Source organism: Flavobacterium sp. Leaf82 (genome assembly GCF_001422725.1).
Lineage (GTDB): Bacteria > Bacteroidota > Bacteroidia > Flavobacteriales > Flavobacteriaceae > Flavobacterium.
This window is the reverse complement of the sequence record NZ_LMMA01000012.1, coordinates 303,309-327,003: the sequence shown is the minus strand read 5'-3', so window position 1 is coordinate 327,003 and position 23,695 is coordinate 303,309. Positions and strand designations below refer to the sequence as shown.

The following is a 23,695-nucleotide window of genomic DNA, read 5'->3' as shown; positions in this document are numbered from 1 at the left end:
CACTTAAATTTAAACATCATGAACAAAATATACTACTTGGCATCTTGCGATACATGCCGAAAAATCATTAAAAGTTTACCAAAAGACAATAATCTGGTTTTTCATGATATTAAACAAAATCCAATTACCGAAGCTGAACTTGAAGAAATGTACAAACTTGCCGGAAGCTATGAGGCTTTGTTTAGCAAGAAAGCACAATTATACAAATCAATGGATTTAAAAAATAAGTCATTGACTGAGGAGGATTATAAAAAATACATTTTAGAACATTATACATTCATCAGTCGTCCGGTTTTCATTATTGATGAAAAGATTTATATTGGTAATACACAACCTGTAACATTACAGGTTCAGAAAGCTTTAGAAAAATAAAAAGTTAGCCACAAATTTCACGAATTTTCGCGAATTACTTATTGAGCTTAAAAAGTAGCCACAGATTAAAAAGATTCTCACAGATTGGTAAAATCTATAAAATCATTTTATCCCGATAGCTATCGGGAGTGGCAAGAAAAACAGTAAATTCACAATAATTAAATTCGTGTTTATTCGTGAAATTCGTGGCAAAAAAACTTTAAGTTGTTAAGCACAAAACAGATTAGCGAATTACGGCGCAACACAGCAAAGTTTTATTTATCTTTGCGCCTTTATACTCAATTATATGATACAATCTATGACAGGGTTTGGCAAAGCTTCTTTGCAATTGCCTACAAAAAAAATTACCGTTGAAGTAAAATCCTTAAATAGTAAAGGTTTAGATTTAAACGTAAGAATGCCGTCACTTTATCGCGAAATGGAATTAGGTTTAAGGACTCAAATCTCTACAAAACTGGAAAGAGGGAAAGTTGATTTTGGAATTTACATTGAAAGTACTTCTGAACAAACTTCGACAAAAGTAAATGTACCTGTTGTAAAAAACTACATTGCTCAGCTTAGAGAAGTTTATCCTGATGCTGATGAAACTGAATTAATGAAAATGGCGGTTCGTATGCCGGATACACTAAAAACGGAACGCGAGGAAATCGATGAAAACGATTGGGAACAAATTCAGGTTATAATTGAAGAAGCGCTTCAAAACATCTTAACTTTTAGAAAAGACGAAGGTGAATCTCTTGAAAAAGAATTCAACTTAAGAATTGGAAATATCCGTCAATATATGAACGATGCTTTGGCTCTTGATCCGGAACGTGTTCAGGCTATAAAAGATCGTTTGCAAACGGCAATATCTGAATTGAAAGTCAACGTTGATGAAAATCGTTTTGAGCAGGAATTGATTTATTATTTAGAGAAACTGGATATTACAGAGGAGAAAGTTCGCTTGACGAATCATCTGGATTATTTCTTAGAAACTATAAAAGGTACTGAAGCAAATGGTCGTAAATTAGGCTTTATTACTCAGGAAATGGGTCGTGAGATCAATACAATGGGTTCAAAATCGAATCACGCTCAAATGCAGAAATTGGTGGTGATGATGAAAGATGAATTGGAAAAGATTAAAGAACAGGTTTTGAATGTTTTGTAAAAACGCTATAAGCTTTAAGCTATAGGCAATAAGCTAAAAACGAAATCAAATTAAAGCCTAAGGCCTAAAGCCTAAAGCTTAAAGCATAACAATAATGAATAAAGGAAAATTAATTGTTTTCTCAGCACCTTCGGGATCAGGAAAAACAACTATAGTAAGACATTTACTTGGGAAGGAAGATTTAAATTTAGAATTTTCGATCTCGGCGGCTTCACGCGACCCACGCGGAGAAGAAGAACACGGAAAAGATTATTATTTTATTTCGTTGGAAGAATTTAAAAAACACATTAAAGCCGAAAATTTCCTGGAATGGGAAGAAGTGTATCGCGATAATTTTTATGGTACTTTAAAAGCCGAAATCGAACGAATTTGGGCTTTAGGAAAAAATGTGATTTTTGATATTGATGTTGCAGGCGGATTGCGTATTAAACATAAATTTCCAGACCAAACTTTGGCTGTCTTTGTAAAACCTCCAAGCGTTGACGAGTTGAAACGCAGACTAAAAGAGCGTTCTACTGAGAGCGATGATAAAATCAATATGCGTATCGCTAAAGCGTCTGTTGAATTGGCAACTGCGCCTCAGTTTGATACAATTATAAAAAATTACGATTTGGATACTGCTAAAGAAGAAGCCTATCAATTGGTAAAAGCTTTTGTAAACAAAGACTAGAAACTTCATAAACCAATACTATTTTACCATAAGAGCCGTTAGCATTGATGTAAACTGCTATTAATATTTGTATTATGATTAATTTATTTGAAACAAAAAGAAACGAAAACTATCTAAGCATAATTATTCTTGTCATTAGAATATCTATTGCAACATTGATGATTTCGCATGGATTATCTAAATTGAATATGCTTTTGTCAGGAGGCGAGATTCAATTTCCAGATCCGCTTGGAGTAGGAAAAACAGCTTCATTAACTCTTGCTGTTTTTGCAGAAGTATTATGTTCCTTTTTTATCTTTATAGGTTTAGCTACAAGATTGGCTACGTTGCCGTTAATAATTACAATGCTGGTTGCAGTATTTGTTATTCATGGTGCTGACCCGATCGATGTTAAAGAAATGGGGATTTTATATCTGTTGTTTTATCTACTTATTTTAGTTACCGGAAGCGGCAAATTCTCTGTTGATTATTTAATTTCAAAAAAGAATCGTTACTAAGTTATTTTAATACCACAGATTAATTTGAATGTATCAATTACTATTTAAATTATGAAAAAACCTCTTTTATGAAGATAGGCCTTTATTTCGGAACTTATAATCCCATTCATGTTGGCCACTTAATCATTGCCAATCATATGGCGGAGTTTGCCGATTTAGATCAGATTTGGATGGTTGTAACACCACATAATCCGTTAAAGAAGAAATCTACTTTATTAGACGATCATCAACGATTGGAAATGGTGCATTTAGCAACAGAAGATTATCCAAAAATTAAGCCGTCTGATATTGAATTCAAATTACCTCAGCCTAATTATACAGTAAATACGTTGGTTCATTTGCATGAAAAGTATCCAACTCATGATTTTTCTTTAATTATGGGCGAAGACAACCTGAAAACGCTTCATAAATGGAAAAACTACGAAGTGCTTTTAGATCAGTATGAAATTTATGTTTATCCAAGACTCGAAGATAAAACAACTGTCAATCTTTTAGAAGAAGAACAACCCAATACCTTAAAATCGCATCCTAACATTCATATTATTGATGCTCCAATTGTAGAGATTTCTGCTACTTTTATTCGAAAAAGCATTAAAGAAGGAAAAAACATTCAACCGTTATTGCCTCCAAAAGTTTGGGAATATATCGATCATAATAATTTTTATAAAAAGTAAATGCGTTTTTCTGCTTCGATTTTTTACCCAAAGAAATCCAGACAATTTGACTTTACTTTGTCTGAAAAGCTAACTTACTATTCTTTAATTGCAATTATTTCGTATATTTTATTGCTTCTGTTTATAGAAACTTCATTTGGATGTGATATTTCAAAATATGCCTATTGCGTACTTATAATCCCTGTAATAACTTATTTCATTGGTGGTGGCATTAGGTTAAATGAATATGAGAACCTAAATGGATATTTTATAGGAACAATTTCTTTTGAAGAGGATTTTTTAATTATTGATAACAAACCGTATTCCTATAGTAAAATAGAAAATCTAATTCTATACGGGAACTCATATTCCGGCCAAAGAAACGAAAATACCAATTCTGGTCCGATATACAGTAACGGAATTAACAACTTAATTTCTTTTAATTATGAAGGTGAAAAAATATCCCGAAATTTCAAATTAGATTCTGAAAGACATATTGATGAATTGCAATTAGTATTATTAGATATTATTACAAATGAAAAAATTCCTTATCAAAGAAATTATTTGAATTTAATAAACACTGAACACCGCTCATACATAAAATTTGAATTATTTATTGCGAAATTAATCAAAGAAAAAAGAATGGAATGTACAGAAGGATTGCTATTAATTGGATATGACTCTGATACTGACGCAAAAGAATTGAGAGCAAAATATTGCTGCTAGAAATTATAAAAAAAGCCTGAATTTAAAAATTCAGGCTTTCGTTTTTCAATATAATTCATTCTATAAAGAACTCCAGCGGAGCGACATATATCGCCCCGATGGGACTTACATTAATTCAGCTAATAATTGAATTGTAATTATGCTTCAACATTAATATCACTTTTAACTCGGGATCTGATATCGCTTAAAGACAGATCAACCAAAAGTTTTCCGTCTCTGAAAACTTCTTTCAATTCACCTTGTTTTTCTTCTTCCCACGTTACATTATCACTTAAGTGATATACGCCATCAACTAATTCGATTTTCATTAATCCTTTAGCAGATTTTTTAGTTCCATCATCCGTAATTGGATCTTTAAAAATTGCTCTTCCTTCGCCATCAACTTCACCGTAAGTGGCTTTCATCGCAAAACCAAAAGTATCTCTAGTATTATATTGATACGTAAAAGAACCAATTCCTAAAACAACATTTGTAGAAGCAAATCCTTTTTCTTTTAATCTTTCGCAAATTTGAGTCGCTCTTGCCACGGTAATACTATCGCCATAAATAGCGCCAATTTGAGGTATAAGCTCTTTATATCCTTTTGCATTAGTTGTACCTCCAAAAACATCCCAAAGCAGTTCAATTACACCTTTCTTTTCTTCTTGTGTTTTTCCGTTTGGATTTCCGCAGATAATATCAACAGGATCACCACTATCAGGACGAATCACCACTTTACCTTCTCTGGCAACAATGTCTTCTTTTAAACGAGGTAAATAATCGGTTAGTACTTTCCATAAATCCCAGGTATCAGAAACGATAGATACAATTCCTTTTGGATAAACTTCTGTAACTAATCTTTTAAAAGTTTCACATTCACCTTCTGTAGTTCCCATACACATTACAGAATGCTCTGTTGCAGCAACAGAACCAGCGATTAATTCGGTATCAGAATTTGCATTGTAATAATCTTCGAAAAAATCGATTACCGGAATCGTATCAGAACCTGTAAAACTCAATAAATGTCCCGCTGCCGAAGTTATTGCAGCTTCGATTCCGCCCATTCCTCTCATCGAGAAATCATGTGCCTGCCAATCTACAAACTCCGGTACAGAAGATGTTTCATCAGCATATTTGTCTAATACTTTTCTATATTCTCTGGCAAGTGTAGCTGAGTTACAAGGCAACCAAACTACTGCAGAAAGTAAAGTTTCGAAATAATTAGTCAACCAGAAAAATTCAGGAATCGTATTATACATCGTAAACATTGGCACTCTCAAAGGAACACTTGCTCCTTCTGGCAAAGCTTTAAAAACCATCGGGATATATCCTAAATCGTGTAAATCTTCGATATGTTTTGTTCCAACTTGGTTTTCACCTAAATAATTATTGATTCGGCGTGCATATTTTTTTACTACTTCGTCTTTTGGCTGCTTAAAGAAATCAGCATCAAAATCATGAATAATATATTTTTTGATAAAATATTGTAATCCAAAAAACACAACTTCATCAAGACCTTCGATTCTTGATTTTCTTGGTGTCCAGTTCGAATATACTAATGTGGTTTTATCCGGGTATTGTCTTCTGTGGTCAACTTTGTAACCGTCTGTTAATAATAGTGGGTTCATGTTTTTTTAATTTATATTTTTTGACAATCTTTCTGCTAAATCTTTTATATCGTTGGCTCTGACCAAATTCCCAATCCATTTTTCAGGAATATTTTCGATCCCATAATAAATACCTGCCAAACCTCCCGCAATTGCAGCAGTTGTATCTGTATCTCCTCCCAAATTAACCGCTTTTAAAACAGTTTCTTCATAAGAATCTGAATTTAAAAAACACCAAAAACTGGCTTCTAAACTATGCAATACATATCCTGATGACGGAATTTCGCTTTCAGGATATTTAGAAATATCATTTTTTAAAATTCTGTCAAATAACTGAATTTCCTTTGGATTATATTCCTTGTCTTTCAAAAATTCTGTTAGAATATTTTGTGTTTCTGTGTATGCTTCCTTTTTATTTTTTCCTTTCAAAATTTCAAAACAAAAAATAACATAGATAAAACAGGCAAATACCGAACGAAAATGAGCATGTGTTATGGACGAAACTGCTTTTACTTTTTTGTAAACAATCTCGATATCACTTTCATTACGAAGATAAAAAACTAAAGGCAAAATTCTCATCAAAGAACCATTCCCGTTATCTTCGTCGAAAAAATTACCAGAATCTCTGGCAGAATCTCCTTTAACAATTCGTGCCAAAGAATATTTTGTGGTTCCTCCAATATCAAATACTTTATGATGAGCTCCCCAATATCCTTCCTGCATCCATTTTACAAAAGTTATTGCCATATCTTCGATGTCAAAACCTTTGCATAAACTTTCTGCACAGCAAAAAGCCAATGAACTATCGTCGCTAAAAGTTCCCGGAGGCTGGTTCCAACTCATATAACCCATCATATCAGTAACAGGGTTTTCTTTTAAAGAAATTCTTGATTTAAACTCAACTGGAACACCCAAAGCATCTCCAATTGCCAAACCAAATAAACCTGATTCTATTTTGTTTTTCATCTCTATTTATTTCTTCCTTTTTCTGTTGGATAAAAGGATTGTACAACATCACTTTGCCAGAATGCTTTTGTTTGAATATCAAGACAGGTTAATTTTCCATAAAAACCTGCTCCGGTATCAATATTCCAGACATTACAGCCTTGCATCGGAATTTCAACATTATAATGAAGTGTTGGCGTGTGACCAATGTAGATTTCATTAAAAAGCAATAATCTTTTTGGGTACGAAAGCGAATCTTTTTGGATTCTTTTATCCATCGTTAAAGCCATTTCCCACAAAGTTCTGTCCCAGGAATAATTTGTTTTGTAATGTTCTTTCTCCGGACCGTGCATGGATGAAAAACCAGCGTGAATAAACAAATTATTGTGTTCATCTACAAAGTAATCTTTCATGTTCGAAAAAAATTCAAGATGCTTTTCTTTTTCTAAAAGTTCAATATCAGCATAACTTTCTATTGTTGATTTTCCTCCGTGCAAGAACCAAATATCATTTATTACATCATTCATCAACCATTCATGACACCAAACATCATGATTTCCTCTTATAAAAACACATTCTTGTCTTTGAGACAAAGCAATCAGATAATCAATAACTTGTGCAGATTCTCCCCAACCATCAACGTAATCCCCTAGAAAAATGAGTCGGTCATTTTCGGTGGTTTCAACTTTCTCCAATAATTGAACTAAAGCTTTTAAACCTCCGTGAATATCTCCAATAACTAAAGTTCGTTTCATGAATTTATGTCGTCTTTAAGTTTATACATAATATCACTTCTTAAAACATATTTTATTCCTGAAATCAAAGCTGCTCCTTCATGACGTTGGCTATGTTCAAAAATAAGCGCTGTTCCGGTTTTAGGCATAATAATTTCACCCGAAGCAAATTTTGTTTCTCCACCTTCATATTTATCATTCAAATAAATAAGAAATGTATAATAACTATATTCAGATTCACTGCGTTTATAACTTCCGTCACGGTGCATTTTAAAACGTTGACCTGGGTTATACTTGTAAAACCTGAACATTTCATTTAATCCTATAGCTACACTGTTTCCTACTTCAGACTTAACATGAGGTTGCAATTTTTGCCATAAGAAAGATGCATAGTCATCATCCTGATACATGATACGTTCGTTATTGCGTACCATTTTCATCATTTTTTGGGCTCCATCAATATTTATTTCTGCTTCCTCAAAACCAACTTGTTCGCTTTTTTCTATCAATTTATTACACTCATCAATCGTAAGAAAATTATTGATTGTATAAATTTCTAGTGTATCATTAATAATGTTTAGCATAATTATACATTTGAATTAATTAAACTTATTATCCAGAGCCGTATCTAATTTTATCAGAAAATCTTTCCCGAATTTATCATTCTCTAAACCTTCATACAAAAACGCCGGTAATACTTTATCACAGTTTTGCTTGTGACTTAAAATTGCCATACATAAAGCAGCAACGGTATCCGTATCTCCGCCATAACCTATGCTTGTTTTCAGGCAATCATTCATAGAAGTGGCTTCAGAAACAATTTTAATCACAGATTGTGTAGTTGGATATCCGTGCATATCAATTGGAGAAGTGATTTTGTAGGTTTCATTTTCCTTTAGCGTTTCATTTAAAAACGAGATCAAAGTCGATCCATTTCCTAAATTGTATTTAAAATAATGAACTGCCAAAGCGATACGTTTCGCACAACTAATTCCTTCGATTGTATGATGAGAAGTCTTTGCCTGAATTTCGCAAAACTCCATTAATTGATCTATGTTTTTTAGATAACCAATAGCATACGCTCGCATTGCAGAACCGTTTCCGTTACTTCCATTATCGATTATTTTAATAAAATCAGATCCGTTTTTACTGGCATCTAAAGCATTATAAACCCTATCTGAATATCCACGTCTTTTATCTCTGTGAAATACTTCGACAAATTTATCAGCAACTTTAATCTCGTTCCAATTCTCATCTTGTAATAACAATTCTGAAATTGCAATTGCCATTTGAGTATCATCTGTATATCTTTTATAAATTTCAGTATAAAGTCCGTGTTTATGATACTCCGTTAAATTATTGTTTTGAGTAATAAAATCTAAATCACGAAATTCAAAACCTGCACCATATGCATCGCCTATTGCTGCTTCTAGTATCATAATTACTTATTTTTAATTAATTTTAAATGGCTTATATTATTACTTATTTAAACTCGATATACTTCGCCGGAACCTCATCTGTAAGCCAAACATTGTTTTCAGACAAATAAAACTTAAATCCGTCTCTGTGCATTTCGCCGCTTCTTACGGTTAGAATTTGAGGAACTCCTCTTCTTCCTCCTACTTTAATCGCAGTTTCACGATCTGTCGAAAGATGTACATGCTGACGGCTCATTTTTTGCAAACCTTCTTTTTTAATGTTATCCAAAAACTTTGCAACGGTTCCGTGAAACAAAAACTCCGAAGGTTCTGTCTCATTAAGATTCAATTCTACCGAAATAGAATGTCCCTGACTTGCTCTGATTTTCGTTTTATCATCGTTAAAAGCGAAGCGTTTTTTATCATTGTTTTCTACTACATAATCCAGAAGTTCTGCATTTAACGGATTTCCCTTTTTAGTGCATTTCAAAATTAGTTCTTCTACATCTGCCCAGCCGTTTTCGTCTAGTTTTAATCCTATTTTTTCTGGAGAATGTCTAAGTACTAAGCTTAGAAATTTACTCACTGTTTTTGCTGTTTTTTCATTCATGATTTCTCTGAAATTTTTAATTTTTTATTCAGTTCTTCATCCTTAAAAACGAATGGCTTTTCAGCAGGAACTACTAATTTTTCTAATTGCTGATTCTGAACAAATAAATATTGTTCTTTTACAAACTCCGAAATATCTTCGATTAATACAATATCATCTTTGGCAAAAGATTTTATAAAGTCATCTCTTAAACCAATCTGAATGGCTCTTCTCTCTAATTTATTTCCGTAAGGATCATGATCGGGATCCCATTGCAATCTTACAGATGATGTTTTCACTTGTTCCTGCCATTCTTCGTGGCTAATCTCCAATGACGTATCATAAGACGAATAAACTGCATTTTGCAAATATTTGTTGAATGCTGAAATTTTAAGATGAATTGCCAACACTACTTCTTGTCCGTCTTTTGTGCCCCAGCCGTTTCTGTACATCATCCAAAGAAAATTTGGTTTGATCCACGTCATTCTCGTAAGACTAAATTCTCCTCCAAAAAACTGGTTTTTTACAGCAAATTCGCCTATTTCTTTTCTATATGATTGATATACTATTATTTCTTCATCGTCATATTGAGCCATAATATGATAACCTGATTTTGGCCATGCTGTTATTTGCTCATCGTATTTTTTTAATTCTATTTTCATTTTATTTTGTACACAATATCTTCATTGTGTTATTTATTATTTTAATCTGAGTTATATTTATGTTGAAAATCCCAGAGGGATGACATATTTATAGAAAATTTAATTTATCCCAAACGAGCCCCAGCGGGGTGACATTTTTTAAATCAAAATATAAGGTGATATATCGCTCCGCTGGAGCTTTTTCCTAAACCATATACATTTAGCTATAAATATTACACTCCTATGGAGCTTATTCTAAAATCATTTTCTGAATTCTATCATTGCAACATTAAAAGTCTTGTTGTTTCCATAATTAAAAGTTATTCTAATTCATCCCTAACTTCCATCAAAGCAAAACCTAACAAATTCAAGCCTTTCCATTTGGCTGGATTCAAAACATCTTTGTGATCACCAGCCATTCCTATTCCCCAAATAGCATCAACCGGACTTGCTTCTACGATTACTCTGTCTTTTGTGTTTAGTAAAAAGGTTTTTAACTCAGGGTTCTGACTGAATTTATGATAATTCCCTTCTTTCACAATTTCAAATCTGGCAGCTAACCAGAGAGTTTCATTATAATTCTTTACTTCTCTTCCATACTTTTTAGCTTCAGCAGGAGATTTAGCATTAAGAATTTTCTCCAGAACTTTATCATCTTTAAACAACTCGGCTTTTTTAGCCATCATCCAGTGTTCTGCAGTTTGATAAGTTACGTTATCAACCTCAAAAGAACTCAGCCACCATTGACTAAAACAGGTTTTAGAAATGCTTCCGTCTTTATTGGGCTGATGTCCCCAGAAAAATAAAAACTTACTTTCCGGAGCTATATTTTGTATATTGTATTTCATTTTTTCTCTTATTGAAACAAAGAAGTTAACGGTTTAAAATCTTTAGAATCGGGTGAAAATGATCCGTAGATATTGGTAAACTCCGTTGTTAGTTTTTCAAATTCATAATCCACTTCAATCTGATCCATACAGGTTACAACAAGATTTCTTTTTTCGTTTAAACTATAAGCTGCATCTAACTTTAAACTATAATTTAAAAGATCATAATCTAAATCGCCTGTTCGCAATTCTTTCTGAAAGTCGTTGTAAACACAGGTTTCTTCTTCGTTATTTTTTAATTTTAATTCTCTTTCGTTACTCATCCAGCCACTTCCGTGTCGGGTAGAATAACTTCTCGTTACATAATACATTTCGATATCTTCGATTTGTAATTTCTGGCAAATTTCATATGCATTTTTTGAAGTTGTATTGGCATATGTTACATTCGGAAAAACACCATGATCCATGTCGAGTAAAATTCCCTGGCTTCCTTCGAAAATAAAATTCGAATACTTTTCTAAAAAGCTGTAATCACTGATATTCCACTTTATTTCGTCAACCACTTCAAGGAAATGATTTACTTCTTCGTTGATTTCACTTTCATTAAGAAAACCATAGTAATAGGCAATCTTTTCCAGTTTTTCTAAAAGCATTTGGCGAGGTGCAATCAAATCTATGGCGAATAATTTGTACTGCCCTTCATTACGTTTCATTGTGGCTCCAACTCCTTTGCCACAAGTTCCGTGATCCAGATTCCTTACATTATTTCGGTTTTGCCAAACATCAAATGGTGTTGTAATTTTTGCTAGAGGATGAATATGAAGTTCCGTATTTCCTCCTTGCTCTTCAAGTTCTTTTTTTTCATTGTATAAAAAAACCGGATGAATTGTGCAATGTTCACTATAATAAGAAGGCAAACCGCGAAGTGCGCCGCTGGCAAAACTGGAATGAACGTGCTTTTTATCGCCAATCATTACGGTATGCGCCGCTTGTTGTCCTCCTGAAAACCGAATAACTATAGATTCAGGATTTTGTTTCGCCAGAAAATCTGTTGTAATTCCTTTTCCTTCATCTCCAAATCCTAAACCTATAACTATTTGAGCTGTTTTCATTTTATAAAATATTAATTTAAACACATAGATTCATAGATTTTAGAAGCTTTAAAAAGGCGCTTCACTAATCAAAACAATCATAGTTTCTATGTGTTAAACATTTAAAGCATTTCCATATTATCTAATCCGTCAAGCGGAACCGTTCCTAAACCTGATCCTGAACTTTTATGTTTGTCACAAATGATTTTCTTGATTACGTTCGGGATTTCTTTGTGATCTTCGATAGACAAACAATTTTGTCCCAGTAATTCTTTCCATGCTACATTTGCTCTCACTGCCTGATCAGAATGCAATACACTAATGTGATATACTTCGTAACGTTTTTGCGCTTCTTTTAGTAATTCAAGATGTGTATATGTTTGCTGTCCTGAACCCATAATTTCTTTAATGGCAGATGCCGGAAGTGTATCCAAATTAGGCTCGTCACCCACGGTAAACAACAATCCTTTTTGGTTTCTTTTTTCAAATGCATCTGTTTTCGTATGAAAAGCGGCAAAATACCAGGCTAATAAATAACTTTCTCCTGCGTTTCCTCCTCCTCCGCCTTCTATATAAGTTCTCGTTAACCACATATCCAGTTCCTGATCTCCAGATTCAAATTGACCAACCTGAAGCGGATATCTGTCGCATTCGTGATCTCCGATTCCTAAAAATAAAAGTGCCGGATCCGGAACTCCGCCCTGAATAATTCCTCCCATTAATTTAGGAAGTCCATCTTTTATTAATTCATGCGGAATGTGTCCCATACTTCCTGTAACATCCAGTCCTAAAATAATTGGAACTGTATTAGGATGAACTGCAGAATCTCTGGCTTCTCTAAATGTTACACCATTAGGATTCATAGATTCATGCGCCATTCGTAAAGAATTTTGCGTAAATATCTCACTAGCAGATTTAACTCCGTATCCTGCTTTTTTTGCTCTGCTATCGCGAGCGCCTAAGTCATATCTTGTACCTCCCATAACTAAAATGTTTTACCAAATAAATATTCGAATCTCTTTTTTGTCACTTCAAACTGAATGTTTAAGTTTCTAATGGTCAGTGACAATTCCATATCTTTTTGCACAAATGCTTCGGGTTGAAAATCAGCAAAAGTCAAACTGTTTTTATCCAGCGGACTAATATCTATAAGTCCTTCTTGTTCTCTTTCTAATCTTTTTATTTTCAGTTCGATATCTTCAACTCGGCGTCTGTAAATTAACTCAGAATCTTCACCAATTGTTTTGGCTCTGTCTTCTCTAATCTGATCATTGTTTCTTTTTAAAGACTCAATGAACCTTGGTTTTAAATCATCACTCATTGTTTTTTGTGGTTTTTGTTTCAGGTTTTCTTTATTTCAGGTTTCAAGTTGCTCAATAAACTGGAAACTTAGAATTTTAAACTTGAAATGGTTAATAGCTTTTCTTTTTTGTTTCAGGTTTCACGTTCTGTACAGAAACTTGAATCTTTAAACTAATTGATCTAATTTGATTACTTCTACGCTTTCTACTTCAAAATCTTTTACTGAATTGGTGGTAAATATTTTGTCGAAGCAGTTTAGAACTTCAAAACCTTTATTGAAGATTCCGTGGCTTACGGCTAAGTATAATTTTCCGGCGTTTTTCTTTTTTAATTCTTCGGCTAAGCCAACGAAAGTTCCGCCGCCGTCACAAATATCATCGACAATTAAACAATCGATTCCGTTTAGATCGTCTTCGTACACTTTGAAACCAGATAATTTTCCGGTTTTTACATCGCGGCTTTTACTGCATTCTACAACATCAATTCCGCCTAAAAATTCAGAAACTTTGTAGATTTTCTTCAAAGCGCCACCGTCTGGAGAAATTAATTTTACGTTTTCGCCAATTACTTTTAAAACTGCTGCAATAAAAGTATGATTTGGAATTACTTCGCAATTGTTTACCAATGCCGGAGTAACTTCAGAATGTGCATCAAAAACAAAAACTTTATTTAACTGAAGCGTATTAATAATATCCGCATATACTTTTACTGACAAACATTCTCCTTTTATCATCACACGATCTTGTCTTGCTGCCGGGAAATACGGAATAAACAAATCGATTACCTTAACATCCATTCTGCGTAAAGCATCTACTGTGATACACAATAATCCCAAATCATTGAATGAATTTAAGCGGTGTGTGATGGTTACTTTTTCATTATGATCAAAATCAGGATTGATTTTAATATGAGGTTCTCCTCCTGAAAATGTAAAACTTTGAAATTTGATTTCTTCCTGATTATTAAAAGGAATGAATTTTGGGTCAAGATTTAGTATCATAGTTTTTTAGTTTGCGTTAATTATACGCAAATATAGATTAATATTTTTATTAAACAATTTATTTTGTGTAAAAATTACGCAAACTTTATTTCGAAGTGAAACCCTTTTTCTATTAACTCATTATATTTCAATTTATTAAACCTAAAAAGTTTTGCCGGACGACCGCTTTTTATTGGAGAAAAATGTTCTGTTTGATCTAAAAAGCCATAACTGAGTATTTTTTTTCTAAAGTTTCGGCGGTCAATTTCCTTTTCCAAAATAGTACAATAAAGGTTTTCCAGATCAGAAAAAAGAAATTCATCCGGAAGTAAATCGAAACCAATGGGCTCGTAAGTCAGTTTAGATTTTAATCTTTTAATGCCCGCTTCAAGAATTAGATTATGATCGAAAGCCAATGAAGGAATTTCATCTATTTTAAACCATTGCACTTTTTCTGCATCGGTATCGGCTTTAATTTCAAGATTCGAAGCATCGACCAAAGCATAATAAGCTACAGAAATTACCCGGTTTCTGGAATCTCTGTAAATATCATCGCCAAAAGTGTACAACTGTTCCATGAAAGTAAGCTGAACATTTGTTTCTTCGTGCAATTCTCTAATTACAGCATCGCTCAAAGACTCATCATTTTTCACTAATCCGCCTGGTAAAGCCCAGTATTTTTCTGAAGTACCAAATTGCTGCTCAATCAATAATGCATATAAATCATTGTTTTTATATCCAAAAACAATGGCATCAACAGCGATTCTTATATTTTGTAAATTTTCCATAATCCTAAATCATATCAAACAAATATAACGAATGAGAGCCAATTTTATAATTTATTACCAAAGCAATAAATTATAAAATTGGCTCTTATCAATCAGTTTTCATTCTGTTTTTAATTCACTGTTACACTTTTCTTTGGACTGATAGTACAACTGCCTCCAGATTTAGAAATTGTTACATCAGCTTTTACCTCAAATGTTCCGGCAGCGGTATAAGTATGCGATACTACGCCTGTCGCACTATTTATAGTTTGTGCCGGAGTTCCGTCACCAAAAGTCCATTTTACAGACGTTACGGTGTTACTTCCGCTATATTGTATGGAATAATTGATTGTTTTAGAATTAGTTCCCTCTGTCGAATGTTTTAATTCGGTCAAAATCGAATCTCCAAAACAATCTACTATTACTTCATCATCATGCTTGCTGCAGGAATTTGAGATAAAAACCAATATAGTAAGTATTAAAATTGTAGTTATCTTTTTCATGATTTATCTGTTTTAGGAATTACTTTATCAAATTTATTGTTTTTCTCAAAACAACAAAAAGTAACGTATTGATTTTCAATAAAAAAATCACAATCTATTACCAAAAAACAATTTCAATTCTTTAGCAACAATATCAAAAAATGAATTTAAATTATTGTTTTTTGGTGCTAATAAATACACAAATTCCTCCGGAACGTGAAAACTATTCCATAATAACTGCAGTTTATTTTCTTTAATGTAATTTCTCGCATTACAATTCCAGGTTACTGCTACTCCTTCATTTTTGGACAGAAGCCTTAACATATCAGATTCTGAAGGAATAATATAATTAGGAACCATAGAAGGTCTTTTTTTATTAAAAGCATGAAGCCAGAACAATTTTATGTGCGGAATTCGGGCGTCATGACTGTACCATTTTTGACTATTGAGCCATTGTTCTAATTCGGTATAATTATCTGCTTTTAATTTCTGACGAAATTCTGTTATGTCCAAACTTGTTGGCGCCACCATTATTAGTTTAATTTTTCCAACAATTTCATAAGTAGTATCAAAAGTATCGAACCTTTTTGTGGTAATGGCAAAATCAAGTTTTTTGGCATCGACTAAAGTAAAAAGTTCATCATTTTCTGCAAAAGTAAAATCGATTAAATCGAACTTAGAAATTAAAAGATCACCCACACAATTAAAAAGATGTTTTGAAATTCCCACAGAAATTAATCTGTTGGCATCTTCTGCTTTAGCCCGAAAACCAGCTTCGACACTTTCGAGTCTGTCGAGCGCATCTATTATCAAATTATTCAGTAACTTAGCGTATTCCGTTGGTTCTACGCCTTTTGACTTCCGGTTGAATAATTTGTTCCCAACATGAGCTTCCAGCATTGATATTTGCTGGCTAACTGCAGGCTGACTCATAAACAACTCTTTTGCAGCGATAGAAAAATTTCCGTTTTTATAAACCGCTTTAAATGTTCTGTACCATTCGAGATTTACCATGACATAAATTTATTTATAACAAACATAGTTTATTTTATTTTTACAAATATCACTTAAGCCGTAAATTTGATCAAAATTTAAACTTATGAAAAAGATAGCTTTACTCGCGATTATAACATTAACGGCTTTTAGCACAGCAGCTATAGCTCAAAAAACAAATAAAAAAAGTATGAAAAAAGTATTATTTGTTGTAACCAGTAATGATAAACTGGGCAATACAGGAGAAAAAACAGGATTTTGGTCAGAGGAACTTGCTGCGCCATATTATGAATTATTAGATCAGGGAGTAGAGATTACCATTGCAACTCCGCTTGGAGGTCAACCCCCAATTGATCCAAAAAGTGCTGATCCGGCATCTGCGACCGAAGACACAAAACGTTTTGACGCTGATAAAACATTACAGGAAAAATTAAAACACACGCATAAACTTTCAACTATTAATCAAAAAGATTACGATGCCGTTTTCTATCCAGGAGGTCACGGACCACTTTGGGATTTAGTTGAAGATAAAAACTCAATTGCTTTAATCGAATCTTTTTACACACATAAAAAACCTGTAGCTTTTGTTTGTCACGCTCCGGCAGTTTTGAAAAACGTAAAAGTAAATGGTGAATTTTTAGTAAAAGGTAAAAAAGTAACCGGTTTTACAAATGAAGAGGAAGAAGCGGTAGGTTTAACTAAAGTTGTTCCGTTTTTATTAGAAGATGCGTTGACTCAAAATGGAGCTAAATTCTCAAAAGGTCCAAACTGGGCACCGTATTCTGTTGAAGATGGACTTTTGATTACAGGACAAAATCCTGCTTCATCTAAATTAGTAGCAGGAAAATTATTGGAAAAATTGAATAAATAAGGGACTAAGGTTCTAAGGTTCTAAGTTTTCCCTTAGCAACTTAAAAGCTCAATCTTTTATTCTTTAATTAATAAAAAAATTAAATAAACAAATGATACTAAGCTTGCTGTATAATTTTCAAGAAAAAACCTTAGAACCTTAGCAACTTAGTATCTCAGAAACTTAAAAAAATGCTAAACTTTGAATTATATAATCCTACGAATTTAATATTCGGAAAAGGACAAATTGAAAAGCTTTCGACTTTAGTACCCAAAGATGCTAAAATTCTTTTGGCGTATGGTGGCGGAAGTATCTTTAATAACGGAATTCACGAACAGGTAATCAAAAATTTAAAAGGTTTTGATATCGTTGAATTTGGCGGAATTGAGCCAAATCCGCATTTTGAAACGTTGATGAAAGCGGTTGAAGTGATTAAAAAAGAAAAAATCGATTTTATTCTGGCTGTTGGTGGCGGATCTGTTATTGATGGTGTAAAATTTATTTCGGCTGCAGTAAACTTTGACGGAAATCCGATTGATATTTTGCAGAAACGTTTGTTGATTAAAGAAAATGCAATGCCTTTTGGTACTGTTTTGACTTTGCCTGCAACAGGAAGTGAGATGAATTCCGGAGCTGTTGTTACGATTACAGAAACTCAGGAAAAACTTGCTTTTGGCGGAAGTGCTATGTTTCCAAAATTCTCTATTTGCGATCCCACGGTAATTGCTTCTTTACCAAAAAGACAATTACAAAATGGTGTTGTAGATGCCTACACTCACGTAATGGAACAATATTTAACGTATCCTCATGAAGGTTATTTGCAAGACCGAATCGCTGAGGGAATTTTACAAACTTTAATTGAGGTTGGACCAAAAGTGGTCGAAAATCCAACCGACTATGCTTTGGCTTCTAATTTTATGTGGAGTTGTACGATGGCGCTAAACGGATTGATTCAAAAAGGTGTTCCGTCTGATTGGGCAACGCATATGATTGGTCACGAATTAACAGCTTTGTACGGAATCGATCATGCCAGAACTTTGGCAATAATTGGTCCAAGTTTATACGAAGTAATGTTTGATACCAAAAAAGAAAAATTAGCACAATACGGCAGAAGAATCTTCGATTTAAAAGGTTCTGATGACGAAGTAGCTAAAGAAGCGATCAACAAAACGGTAGAATTTTTCCATACTATGGGAATGGACACTAAACTTTCGCAATACATTGAAGATTACAGCAAAACTGCCGACTTTATTGTGAATCGTTTTGACAAAAGAGGCTGGAAAGGTTTAGGAGAAAAACAATTGATAACTTTAGACAAAGTAAAATCTATTGTTGAGATGAGTTATTAGTTTTCGGTCTCAGTTTTCAGTCTCAGTATAAAACTGTAAACTGTTACTGTATACTGAAAACTAAAAAAGGCGTTCTTGAATTTTTCAGGAACGCCTTTTTACAATACTAAAACAAAACTAACTAACTCAATTTTTGCTAAACTCATTAAATTCTAATTTACAAGTAGTTACAACGTTGTAGTTTTGTTTTTATTGTATATGAAGTAAAAAAAATAATTATATTTTAAAAATAGCCAAAACCATTATTTTTAAAGGTGTCTTTTAAATTTCTTAAATCAGATTTTGTATTATTAGTACATTATTAAGTACTTTTGTTTTAAATTATTAAAATAATGAGCGAAAAGTTAAAATTTGCAGTAATTGGAGGAGGAAGTTGGGCAACGGCAATTGCAAAGATGTTATGCGTGAATCTTTCAGAAATTGCCTGGTACATGCGTAATGATGCTGCGATCGAGCACATCCAAAAATACAAACACAATCCTAATTACTTAAGTTCGGTTGAATTTGATACCGCTAAACTTAAACTGACAAACAATATAAACGAAGCGGTTGAATATGCAGATTATATCATTTTTGCGATTCCGTCTGCTTTCTTAGATGCTGAATTAAAGAACTTAACGGTTTCTTTGTCTGATAAGATTATCTTTTCGGCTATTAAAGGAATTGTTCCTGAGACGAGTTTAATCGTTGGTGAACATTTTCACATTCAATACGACATTCCATATTACAATATTGGTGTTATTACAGGTCCTTGTCATGCCGAAGAAGTGGCATTAGAAAGACTTTCGTACTTAACCATTGCTTGTGGTGATCCTGATAAAGCCAGCATTGTTGCTAAAACCTTATCCGGAAACTATATTAAAGCAAAAATTTCTGATGACATTATTGGTACTGAATATGCGGCAATGTTAAAAAACATTTATGCTATTGCAGCCGGAATTGCACACGGATTGGGTTATGGTGATAACTTTCAATCGGTTATGATGAGTAACGGAATTCGTGAAATGAAAAAATTCATCAGAAAGGTACACAAAATGAAACGTAACATCAATGATTCAGCTTATTTAGGCGATTTATTGGTTACAGGATATTCTGTATTCTCAAGAAACAGAATGTTCGGGAATATGATTGGAAAAGGATACACGGTAAAAAGTGCCATGATGGAAATGAGTATGGTTGCCGAAGGCTACTATGCTACCAAAAGTGCTTATAAATTGAATCAGGCTTACGGAGCAAAAACGCCAATTATTGATGCTGTTTATGCTATTTTATACGAAGGAAAAGATGCTAAATCTGTCTTTAAGAAATTGACTGATTCTTTGGATTAGTTTTTTAAGAGTAAAGAGAATAAATTTTAGAGAATAGAATAAAGAAGAAAGAGTCAAGACGAAATTAAATTAGTCTTGACTCTTTTTTTATTCTCAAAGTATAGAAATCTATTCTCTTTACTCTATTTTCTTGCTTCTTTTCTCTTGCTTCTTGCTTCTTTTCTCTTGCTTCTTGCTTCTTTTCTCTTGCTTCTTGCTTCTTGCTTCTAAAAAAACTTACTTTACCATCACCCCTTCAACAAATAAAATAGGCACTTCTTCTGTTTTATTTTCGTTGATTAGGTTTGATTTAAAAATGAATTTCTTGTCGTATAAAGTGTTTCCTATGAAGAATGTTACCATGAATTCGTTGTTTAAAACCAGCAAACTCTTTTCGATCATTTCGATTTTTACTACCGAAACTGCCGGAACTTCAACAAAGGCGTGACGAAGAACTGATGTTTTTTTCATTTCGCCATCGATAGTTCCAAATGCTTTAGAAACTACCATTACGCTATCCAGATTAAAGTCGCTATCGTTTACAAGATAAGCGTACCACACTTTTTCCATAAAATCGTCGCTCCATTCCTGAACGGCGGCCAGAAATACGTTTTCTACTTCTGGTATTGTTATATCTGCTTTCATATGTGTCAAAAGTTTAAAAGTCAAAAGTCATAAAGTCGAAAGTCATAAAGTCACTGCTGTGAGACCTTCGACTTTCGACTTTATGACTTTTGGATTTAAATTAAATATTTGCTTTGAATTGCTCTAAGAAACGAACGTCGTTTTCGTAAAACATACGAATATCACCAATTTGGTATAATAACATTGCAATACGCTCTACTCCCATTCCAAAGGCAAAACCGTTGTATTCGTCAGGATTGATATCGCAATTTTTAAGAACGTTTGGATCTACCATTCCGCAACCTCCAATTTCTAACCAACCAGTTCCTTTAGTGATACGGTAATCCGTTTCGGTTTTTAAACCCCAATAAATATCAATTTCGGCACTAGGTTCTGTAAAAGGAAAATAGGACGGACGTAAACGAATCTTCGATTTCCCGAACATTTCTTTAGTAAAATAAAGTAATGTCTGTTTTAAATCAGCAAACGATACATCTTTGTCAATATACAATCCTTCTACCTGATGAAAAATACAGTGCGAACGTGACGAAACTGCTTCGTTACGAAACACACGTCCCGGAGAAATTGTACGAATTGGCGGTTTGTGATTTTCCATATAACGCACCTGAACAGATGATGTATGCGTACGCAACAACACATCAGGATTTGTCTGAATGAAAAATGTGTCCTGCATATCACGAGCCGGATGATATTCTGGCAGGTTTAATGCAGTAAAATTGTGCCAGTCGTCTTCGATTTCCGGACCTTCGGAAACATTGAAACCAATGTTGGCAAAAATATCTATGATTTGATTTTTAACGATCGAAATTGGGTGACGGGAACCAATAATTACAGGCTCTGCGGCACGTGTTAAATCACCAAAAAGTCCTTTTACTTCTTCTTTACTTTCCAGTTCTTCCTGAATAACTCTTACTTTCTCTTCGGCAACAGCTTTTAAAGTATTTATTACTTGTCCAAAGTCTTTTTTCTGGTCGTTTGGAATATTTTTGAACTCTGTAAAAAGCTCTTTCAACAACCCTTTACTACCTAAATATTTAACACGGAATTGCTCTAAAGATTCTTTATTTTTATCATTAAAGGCTTTGGCTTCCTCTATATGTTGTTTTATCTTGTCTATCATTTTCCTTCAATAATTGAGGGAACAAATTTAAGGAATTTGTTCCAAGTATGGTGTTTAAAGTTTAAAGTTTCCTTTCAAATCAAATAATCTATCTTATCAGGCTAATTTTGGTTTCTATTTGTTTCACTTTTTCCAGCCAAAAGCTTATTCCTTCCTGATTTGTAATAATTTCTTTTCTGTGTTTTGATGCTATTTTACCCAACTCAATCCAGTTTTTATTCCATTCCTTATCTCTCTCGACAGCATTAGTTGGTTCTGTTCTCGAGCGCCAAAATTCCATGTTTTTAAAGTATTTTTCTTTTAAATCTTCAAAATATTCAATTAGTTTTTCTTTAGAATTAGGAATATAACCCGGACCGCTGCAACCACAGGAATGAAATGCGATTCCAACAGAATATAAACTTTTAATATGTTCCCATTTTTTGATATCGTCTTTTTTTGGCGATTCAAAATCAAGTCCCATATTAGCCGTCAAGTCTCCACAATCCGGACACTTTGCTTCCAGAATTGATTTTTCGCCTCGTTTTATGTCATTCATAAGTCTTCTTTTAAATGTCTTCCGACACTTAAAACAAGCATAATGTGGTTTATACGAAACCATGGCATATCTACACATTTCTTTCTAGTTTTCAGTCGCGGTTTTCAGTTTTCAGTCTCAGTTTTCAGTTTAATTGGCACTGAAAACTGAGACTGAAAACTAAAAACCTATTCAATAAGTTTTCGTTCTAAAAAATAACTCACAATGGCTTCTTTCATTAAAACAGATTGTTCTCCTGCTTTTAATGCCGGTAATTCTTCTTTTACTTTGTAATGCGGCCATCCATCAGCATCATAAAAATCAAATTCATAAAACCCGTATGGTTCTAGTAATCGGCAAATGGCGATGTGCATCAGGTTTAATTTTTCATCTTTTTTGAATTCGCGGTGTACTTTACCAAGTTCCTGAACTCCTATTAAGTAAATTATGGCATCTAAATCTAAATCTTCACCTTGCGAAAATTGATTAGATAATATATCGACGAGCTTTTCCCATCGCTCTTTTAATTGTGTATCTCTGGACATATATATTTGTGATTTTAGATTTTAGATTTTAGATTGCTGACTTAAAAAATCTAAAATCTGCAATCTGAATTCTAAAATTAGATTTGCAAAGATAGGAACTTCAAATCCAAAGACCTCAAAAATTAAATACATCCGTTTTAAGAGATTGAAATGGTACACAGATGACGCGGATTTTAACTGATTTATACAGATTTTATTTTTCTTACTCTGTAATCTTTAACGGCAAATCACGAAAATTCTAAGCCATAAATCAGCCAAATAACTTTAATCCGTGTAAATCTGTTACATCCGTATAATCTGTGGGCCAAAAAACCTTAGAACATTAGAACCATTGTAACTCTGAATCTAAAAAAAATCTATATTTGCGCCTCAATAAAACACAGAAAATATGAGTCTTTTTGACATGATTTTTGGAGCTCTTTTGGCTTTTAGTTTATACAAAGGAATTAAAAATGGTCTTTTTGTAGAAATTGCTTCTTTTATTTCTTTATTACTTGGAATTTATATTGCTATAAAATTCTCTTCTTTCATGAAGGAACTAATCATGAAACATGTTTCCTGGAATCCAAACACCATACAGGTTACAGCTTTTATCCTGACTTTTATTCTGGTGGTTATTGGTGTTTATTTCTTAGCTAAAATCCTTACCGGAATTGCTGATTTTGCTTTTTTGGGATGGGCAAATAAACTGGGTGGAGGTTTTTTCAGAATCCTAAAAACTATCCTGATTATGAGTATTTTTATTGCGTTGTTTGAGAAAATAAACTTCAATGAAACTTTTGCAAAAAAAGAAACGCTGGATAAATCTATTTTTTATAATCCTGTAAAAAAAGTAGCTGCTTTTGTTTATCCTTCGATCGAGAAATGGTACGAGAATTTTAAGGAAGAACATGATAAAAAATCTGCCGAAGAAAACAAAACTGAAACTGAAAAAGAATAGTTT

The 23,695-nt window shown here is 33.2% G+C and carries 29 protein-coding genes; 10 read left to right on the top strand and 19 right to left on the bottom strand.

What is annotated here, in order from left to right; translation table 11 throughout:
• The first annotated feature begins 18 nt into the window (after positions 1-18).
• The 6 genes from ASF10_RS09990 (at position 19) to ASF10_RS09965 (ending at position 4,065) form a co-directional block, all read left to right on the top strand.
• Positions 19-372: an arsenate reductase family protein gene (locus ASF10_RS09990; protein WP_056248383.1), complete on the top strand. Its 354-nt coding sequence runs from the start codon at positions 19-21 to the stop codon at positions 370-372.
• Between the two features lie 286 nt (positions 373-658).
• Entirely contained in the window at positions 659-1,519 is an 861-nt protein-coding gene (locus ASF10_RS09985) for a YicC/YloC family endoribonuclease (protein WP_056248380.1), read from the top strand.
• A 94-nt stretch (positions 1,520-1,613) separates the two neighbouring features.
• Positions 1,614-2,189, top strand: coding sequence for a guanylate kinase (gene gmk, locus ASF10_RS09980; RefSeq protein WP_055094037.1), 576 nt, complete (start codon positions 1,614-1,616; stop codon positions 2,187-2,189).
• 74 nt (positions 2,190-2,263) lie between these two features.
• Entirely contained in the window at positions 2,264-2,686 is a 423-nt protein-coding gene (locus ASF10_RS09975) for a DoxX family protein (protein WP_056248378.1), read from the top strand.
• A 68-nt stretch (positions 2,687-2,754) separates the two neighbouring features.
• The gene (gene nadD / locus ASF10_RS09970; protein WP_056248375.1) at positions 2,755-3,360 is read left to right on the top strand and encodes a nicotinate (nicotinamide) nucleotide adenylyltransferase; all 606 of its coding nucleotides are present in this window, start codon (positions 2,755-2,757) and stop codon (positions 3,358-3,360) included.
• Complete coding sequence (locus ASF10_RS09965; RefSeq protein ID WP_056248373.1) at positions 3,361-4,065, top strand: hypothetical protein; 705 nt, start codon at positions 3,361-3,363, stop codon at positions 4,063-4,065. It abuts the gene before it with no gap.
• A gap of 137 nt (positions 4,066-4,202) precedes the next feature.
• Here the strand turns inward: ASF10_RS09965 and ASF10_RS09960 are convergent, their stop codons facing one another.
• The 15 genes from ASF10_RS09960 to ASF10_RS09890 form a co-directional block, all read right to left on the bottom strand.
• Positions 4,203-5,672 (bottom strand): nicotinate phosphoribosyltransferase, encoded by a 1,470-nt coding sequence (locus ASF10_RS09960; protein WP_056248370.1) that lies wholly within the window; start codon positions 5,670-5,672, stop codon positions 4,203-4,205.
• Positions 5,673-5,678: 6 nt separating this feature from the next.
• Positions 5,679-6,617 (bottom strand): ADP-ribosylglycohydrolase family protein, encoded by a 939-nt coding sequence (locus ASF10_RS09955; RefSeq protein WP_056248368.1) that lies wholly within the window; start codon positions 6,615-6,617, stop codon positions 5,679-5,681.
• 2 nt (positions 6,618-6,619) lie between these two features.
• A complete protein-coding gene (locus ASF10_RS09950) occupies positions 6,620-7,351 on the bottom strand; it encodes a metallophosphoesterase family protein (RefSeq protein ID WP_056248365.1) in 732 nt (243 codons plus the stop codon).
• Entirely contained in the window at positions 7,348-7,914 is a 567-nt protein-coding gene (locus ASF10_RS09945; protein WP_056248362.1) for a 2OG-Fe(II) oxygenase, read from the bottom strand. Before ASF10_RS09945 ends, ASF10_RS09950 begins: the two co-directional genes overlap by 4 nt.
• A 15-nt stretch (positions 7,915-7,929) precedes the next feature.
• Positions 7,930-8,769, bottom strand: a complete 840-nt coding sequence (locus ASF10_RS09940) for an ADP-ribosylglycohydrolase family protein (RefSeq protein WP_056248359.1) — start codon at positions 8,767-8,769, stop codon at positions 7,930-7,932.
• Between the two features lie 43 nt (positions 8,770-8,812).
• Positions 8,813-9,358, bottom strand: coding sequence for an RNA 2'-phosphotransferase (locus ASF10_RS09935; protein ID WP_056248356.1), 546 nt, complete (start codon positions 9,356-9,358; stop codon positions 8,813-8,815).
• Complete coding sequence (locus tag ASF10_RS09930) at positions 9,355-9,999, bottom strand: DUF4291 domain-containing protein (protein ID WP_056248353.1); 645 nt, start codon at positions 9,997-9,999, stop codon at positions 9,355-9,357. The genes ASF10_RS09935 and ASF10_RS09930 overlap by 4 nt, the downstream gene beginning before the upstream one ends.
• Positions 10,000-10,298: 299 nt before the next feature.
• Entirely contained in the window at positions 10,299-10,826 is a 528-nt protein-coding gene (locus ASF10_RS09925) for an NADAR family protein (protein ID WP_056248351.1), read from the bottom strand.
• A gap of 8 nt (positions 10,827-10,834) precedes the next feature.
• Positions 10,835-11,917 carry an adenylosuccinate synthetase gene (locus ASF10_RS09920; protein WP_056248349.1) on the bottom strand — a complete coding sequence of 361 codons (1,083 nt, stop codon included), beginning with the start codon at positions 11,915-11,917 and terminating at the stop codon, positions 10,835-10,837.
• 101 nt (positions 11,918-12,018) lie between these two features.
• A complete protein-coding gene (locus ASF10_RS09915; protein ID WP_056248346.1) occupies positions 12,019-12,879 on the bottom strand; it encodes a hypothetical protein in 861 nt (286 codons plus the stop codon).
• Positions 12,880-12,881: 2 nt separating this feature from the next.
• The gene (locus tag ASF10_RS09910; RefSeq protein WP_031455095.1) at positions 12,882-13,217 is read right to left on the bottom strand and encodes a hypothetical protein; all 336 of its coding nucleotides are present in this window, start codon (positions 13,215-13,217) and stop codon (positions 12,882-12,884) included.
• Between the two features lie 147 nt (positions 13,218-13,364).
• Complete coding sequence (gene prs, locus ASF10_RS09905; RefSeq protein ID WP_056248343.1) at positions 13,365-14,198, bottom strand: ribose-phosphate diphosphokinase; 834 nt, start codon at positions 14,196-14,198, stop codon at positions 13,365-13,367.
• A gap of 74 nt (positions 14,199-14,272) precedes the next feature.
• Positions 14,273-14,965 (bottom strand): NUDIX hydrolase, encoded by a 693-nt coding sequence (locus ASF10_RS09900; protein WP_056248340.1) that lies wholly within the window; start codon positions 14,963-14,965, stop codon positions 14,273-14,275.
• A 110-nt stretch (positions 14,966-15,075) separates the two neighbouring features.
• Positions 15,076-15,447: a PKD domain-containing protein gene (locus ASF10_RS09895; protein WP_056248337.1), complete on the bottom strand. Its 372-nt coding sequence runs from the start codon at positions 15,445-15,447 to the stop codon at positions 15,076-15,078.
• An 87-nt stretch (positions 15,448-15,534) separates the two neighbouring features.
• Positions 15,535-16,440: a LysR family transcriptional regulator gene (locus tag ASF10_RS09890; protein WP_056248334.1), complete on the bottom strand. Its 906-nt coding sequence runs from the start codon at positions 16,438-16,440 to the stop codon at positions 15,535-15,537.
• Between the two features lie 85 nt (positions 16,441-16,525).
• Between ASF10_RS09890 and ASF10_RS09885 the strand changes: the two genes are divergently transcribed.
• From ASF10_RS09885 to ASF10_RS09875, 3 genes are all read left to right on the top strand, one after another.
• Entirely contained in the window at positions 16,526-17,290 is a 765-nt protein-coding gene (locus ASF10_RS09885) for a type 1 glutamine amidotransferase domain-containing protein (protein WP_056248331.1), read from the top strand.
• A 170-nt stretch (positions 17,291-17,460) separates the two neighbouring features.
• Entirely contained in the window at positions 17,461-18,618 is a 1,158-nt protein-coding gene (locus ASF10_RS09880; protein WP_056248328.1) for an iron-containing alcohol dehydrogenase, read from the top strand.
• A 332-nt stretch (positions 18,619-18,950) separates the two neighbouring features.
• Entirely contained in the window at positions 18,951-19,946 is a 996-nt protein-coding gene (locus ASF10_RS09875) for an NAD(P)H-dependent glycerol-3-phosphate dehydrogenase (protein WP_056248326.1), read from the top strand.
• Positions 19,947-20,162: 216 nt separating this feature from the next.
• On the opposite strand, the gene ASF10_RS09870 is transcribed toward ASF10_RS09875, so the two are convergent.
• The 4 genes from ASF10_RS09870 to ASF10_RS09855 form a co-directional block, all read right to left on the bottom strand.
• Complete coding sequence (locus ASF10_RS09870) at positions 20,163-20,570, bottom strand: hypothetical protein (protein ID WP_055094074.1); 408 nt, start codon at positions 20,568-20,570, stop codon at positions 20,163-20,165.
• A gap of 100 nt (positions 20,571-20,670) precedes the next feature.
• Positions 20,671-21,690: a phenylalanine--tRNA ligase subunit alpha gene (pheS, locus tag ASF10_RS09865; protein ID WP_056248323.1), complete on the bottom strand. Its 1,020-nt coding sequence runs from the start codon at positions 21,688-21,690 to the stop codon at positions 20,671-20,673.
• 88 nt (positions 21,691-21,778) lie between these two features.
• Positions 21,779-22,228, bottom strand: a complete 450-nt coding sequence (locus tag ASF10_RS09860; protein ID WP_198529579.1) for a hypothetical protein — start codon at positions 22,226-22,228, stop codon at positions 21,779-21,781.
• Between the two features lie 167 nt (positions 22,229-22,395).
• Positions 22,396-22,752, bottom strand: a complete 357-nt coding sequence (locus ASF10_RS09855; RefSeq protein ID WP_056248318.1) for a hypothetical protein — start codon at positions 22,750-22,752, stop codon at positions 22,396-22,398.
• Between the two features lie 388 nt (positions 22,753-23,140).
• Between ASF10_RS09855 and ASF10_RS09850 the strand changes: the two genes are divergently transcribed.
• Positions 23,141-23,692, top strand: coding sequence for a CvpA family protein (locus tag ASF10_RS09850; RefSeq protein WP_056248316.1), 552 nt, complete (start codon positions 23,141-23,143; stop codon positions 23,690-23,692).
• Positions 23,693-23,695: the final 3 nt, after the last annotated feature.

What these genes read in the sequence shown, in the direction of transcription:
- ASF10_RS09860 (WP_198529579.1), bottom strand. Translation starts at nt 22,228, where the DNA reads ATGAATGACATAAAACGAGGCGAAAAATCAATTCTGGAAGCAAAGTGT.
- nadD (WP_056248375.1), top strand. Translation starts at nt 2,755, where the DNA reads ATGAAGATAGGCCTTTATTTCGGAACTTATAATCCCATTCATGTTGGC.
- ASF10_RS09940 (WP_056248359.1), bottom strand. Translation starts at nt 8,769, where the DNA reads ATGATACTAGAAGCAGCAATAGGCGATGCATATGGTGCAGGTTTTGAA.
- ASF10_RS09910 (WP_031455095.1), bottom strand. Translation starts at nt 13,217, where the DNA reads ATGAGTGATGATTTAAAACCAAGGTTCATTGAGTCTTTAAAAAGAAAC.
- ASF10_RS09915 (WP_056248346.1), bottom strand. Translation starts at nt 12,879, where the DNA reads ATGGGAGGTACAAGATATGACTTAGGCGCTCGCGATAGCAGAGCAAAA.
- ASF10_RS09880 (WP_056248328.1), top strand. Translation starts at nt 17,461, where the DNA reads ATGCTAAACTTTGAATTATATAATCCTACGAATTTAATATTCGGAAAA.
- ASF10_RS09855 (WP_056248318.1), bottom strand. Translation starts at nt 22,752, where the DNA reads ATGTCCAGAGATACACAATTAAAAGAGCGATGGGAAAAGCTCGTCGAT.
- ASF10_RS09975 (WP_056248378.1), top strand. Translation starts at nt 2,264, where the DNA reads ATGATTAATTTATTTGAAACAAAAAGAAACGAAAACTATCTAAGCATA.
- ASF10_RS09850 (WP_056248316.1), top strand. Translation starts at nt 23,141, where the DNA reads ATGAGTCTTTTTGACATGATTTTTGGAGCTCTTTTGGCTTTTAGTTTA.
- ASF10_RS09945 (WP_056248362.1), bottom strand. Translation starts at nt 7,914, where the DNA reads ATGCTAAACATTATTAATGATACACTAGAAATTTATACAATCAATAAT.
- gmk (WP_055094037.1), top strand. Translation starts at nt 1,614, where the DNA reads ATGAATAAAGGAAAATTAATTGTTTTCTCAGCACCTTCGGGATCAGGA.
- ASF10_RS09985 (WP_056248380.1), top strand. Translation starts at nt 659, where the DNA reads ATGATACAATCTATGACAGGGTTTGGCAAAGCTTCTTTGCAATTGCCT.
- ASF10_RS09950 (WP_056248365.1), bottom strand. Translation starts at nt 7,351, where the DNA reads ATGAAACGAACTTTAGTTATTGGAGATATTCACGGAGGTTTAAAAGCT.
- ASF10_RS09870 (WP_055094074.1), bottom strand. Translation starts at nt 20,570, where the DNA reads ATGAAAGCAGATATAACAATACCAGAAGTAGAAAACGTATTTCTGGCC.
- ASF10_RS09890 (WP_056248334.1), bottom strand. Translation starts at nt 16,440, where the DNA reads ATGGTAAATCTCGAATGGTACAGAACATTTAAAGCGGTTTATAAAAAC.
- ASF10_RS09895 (WP_056248337.1), bottom strand. Translation starts at nt 15,447, where the DNA reads ATGAAAAAGATAACTACAATTTTAATACTTACTATATTGGTTTTTATC.
- pheS (WP_056248323.1), bottom strand. Translation starts at nt 21,690, where the DNA reads ATGATAGACAAGATAAAACAACATATAGAGGAAGCCAAAGCCTTTAAT.
- ASF10_RS09955 (WP_056248368.1), bottom strand. Translation starts at nt 6,617, where the DNA reads ATGAAAAACAAAATAGAATCAGGTTTATTTGGTTTGGCAATTGGAGAT.
- prs (WP_056248343.1), bottom strand. Translation starts at nt 14,198, where the DNA reads ATGATACTAAATCTTGACCCAAAATTCATTCCTTTTAATAATCAGGAA.
- ASF10_RS09935 (WP_056248356.1), bottom strand. Translation starts at nt 9,358, where the DNA reads ATGAATGAAAAAACAGCAAAAACAGTGAGTAAATTTCTAAGCTTAGTA.
- ASF10_RS09960 (WP_056248370.1), bottom strand. Translation starts at nt 5,672, where the DNA reads ATGAACCCACTATTATTAACAGACGGTTACAAAGTTGACCACAGAAGA.
- ASF10_RS09965 (WP_056248373.1), top strand. Translation starts at nt 3,361, where the DNA reads ATGCGTTTTTCTGCTTCGATTTTTTACCCAAAGAAATCCAGACAATTT.
- ASF10_RS09930 (WP_056248353.1), bottom strand. Translation starts at nt 9,999, where the DNA reads ATGAAAATAGAATTAAAAAAATACGATGAGCAAATAACAGCATGGCCA.
- ASF10_RS09885 (WP_056248331.1), top strand. Translation starts at nt 16,526, where the DNA reads ATGAAAAAGATAGCTTTACTCGCGATTATAACATTAACGGCTTTTAGC.
- ASF10_RS09925 (WP_056248351.1), bottom strand. Translation starts at nt 10,826, where the DNA reads ATGAAATACAATATACAAAATATAGCTCCGGAAAGTAAGTTTTTATTT.
- ASF10_RS09990 (WP_056248383.1), top strand. Translation starts at nt 19, where the DNA reads ATGAACAAAATATACTACTTGGCATCTTGCGATACATGCCGAAAAATC.
- ASF10_RS09900 (WP_056248340.1), bottom strand. Translation starts at nt 14,965, where the DNA reads ATGGAAAATTTACAAAATATAAGAATCGCTGTTGATGCCATTGTTTTT.
- ASF10_RS09920 (WP_056248349.1), bottom strand. Translation starts at nt 11,917, where the DNA reads ATGAAAACAGCTCAAATAGTTATAGGTTTAGGATTTGGAGATGAAGGA.
- ASF10_RS09875 (WP_056248326.1), top strand. Translation starts at nt 18,951, where the DNA reads ATGAGCGAAAAGTTAAAATTTGCAGTAATTGGAGGAGGAAGTTGGGCA.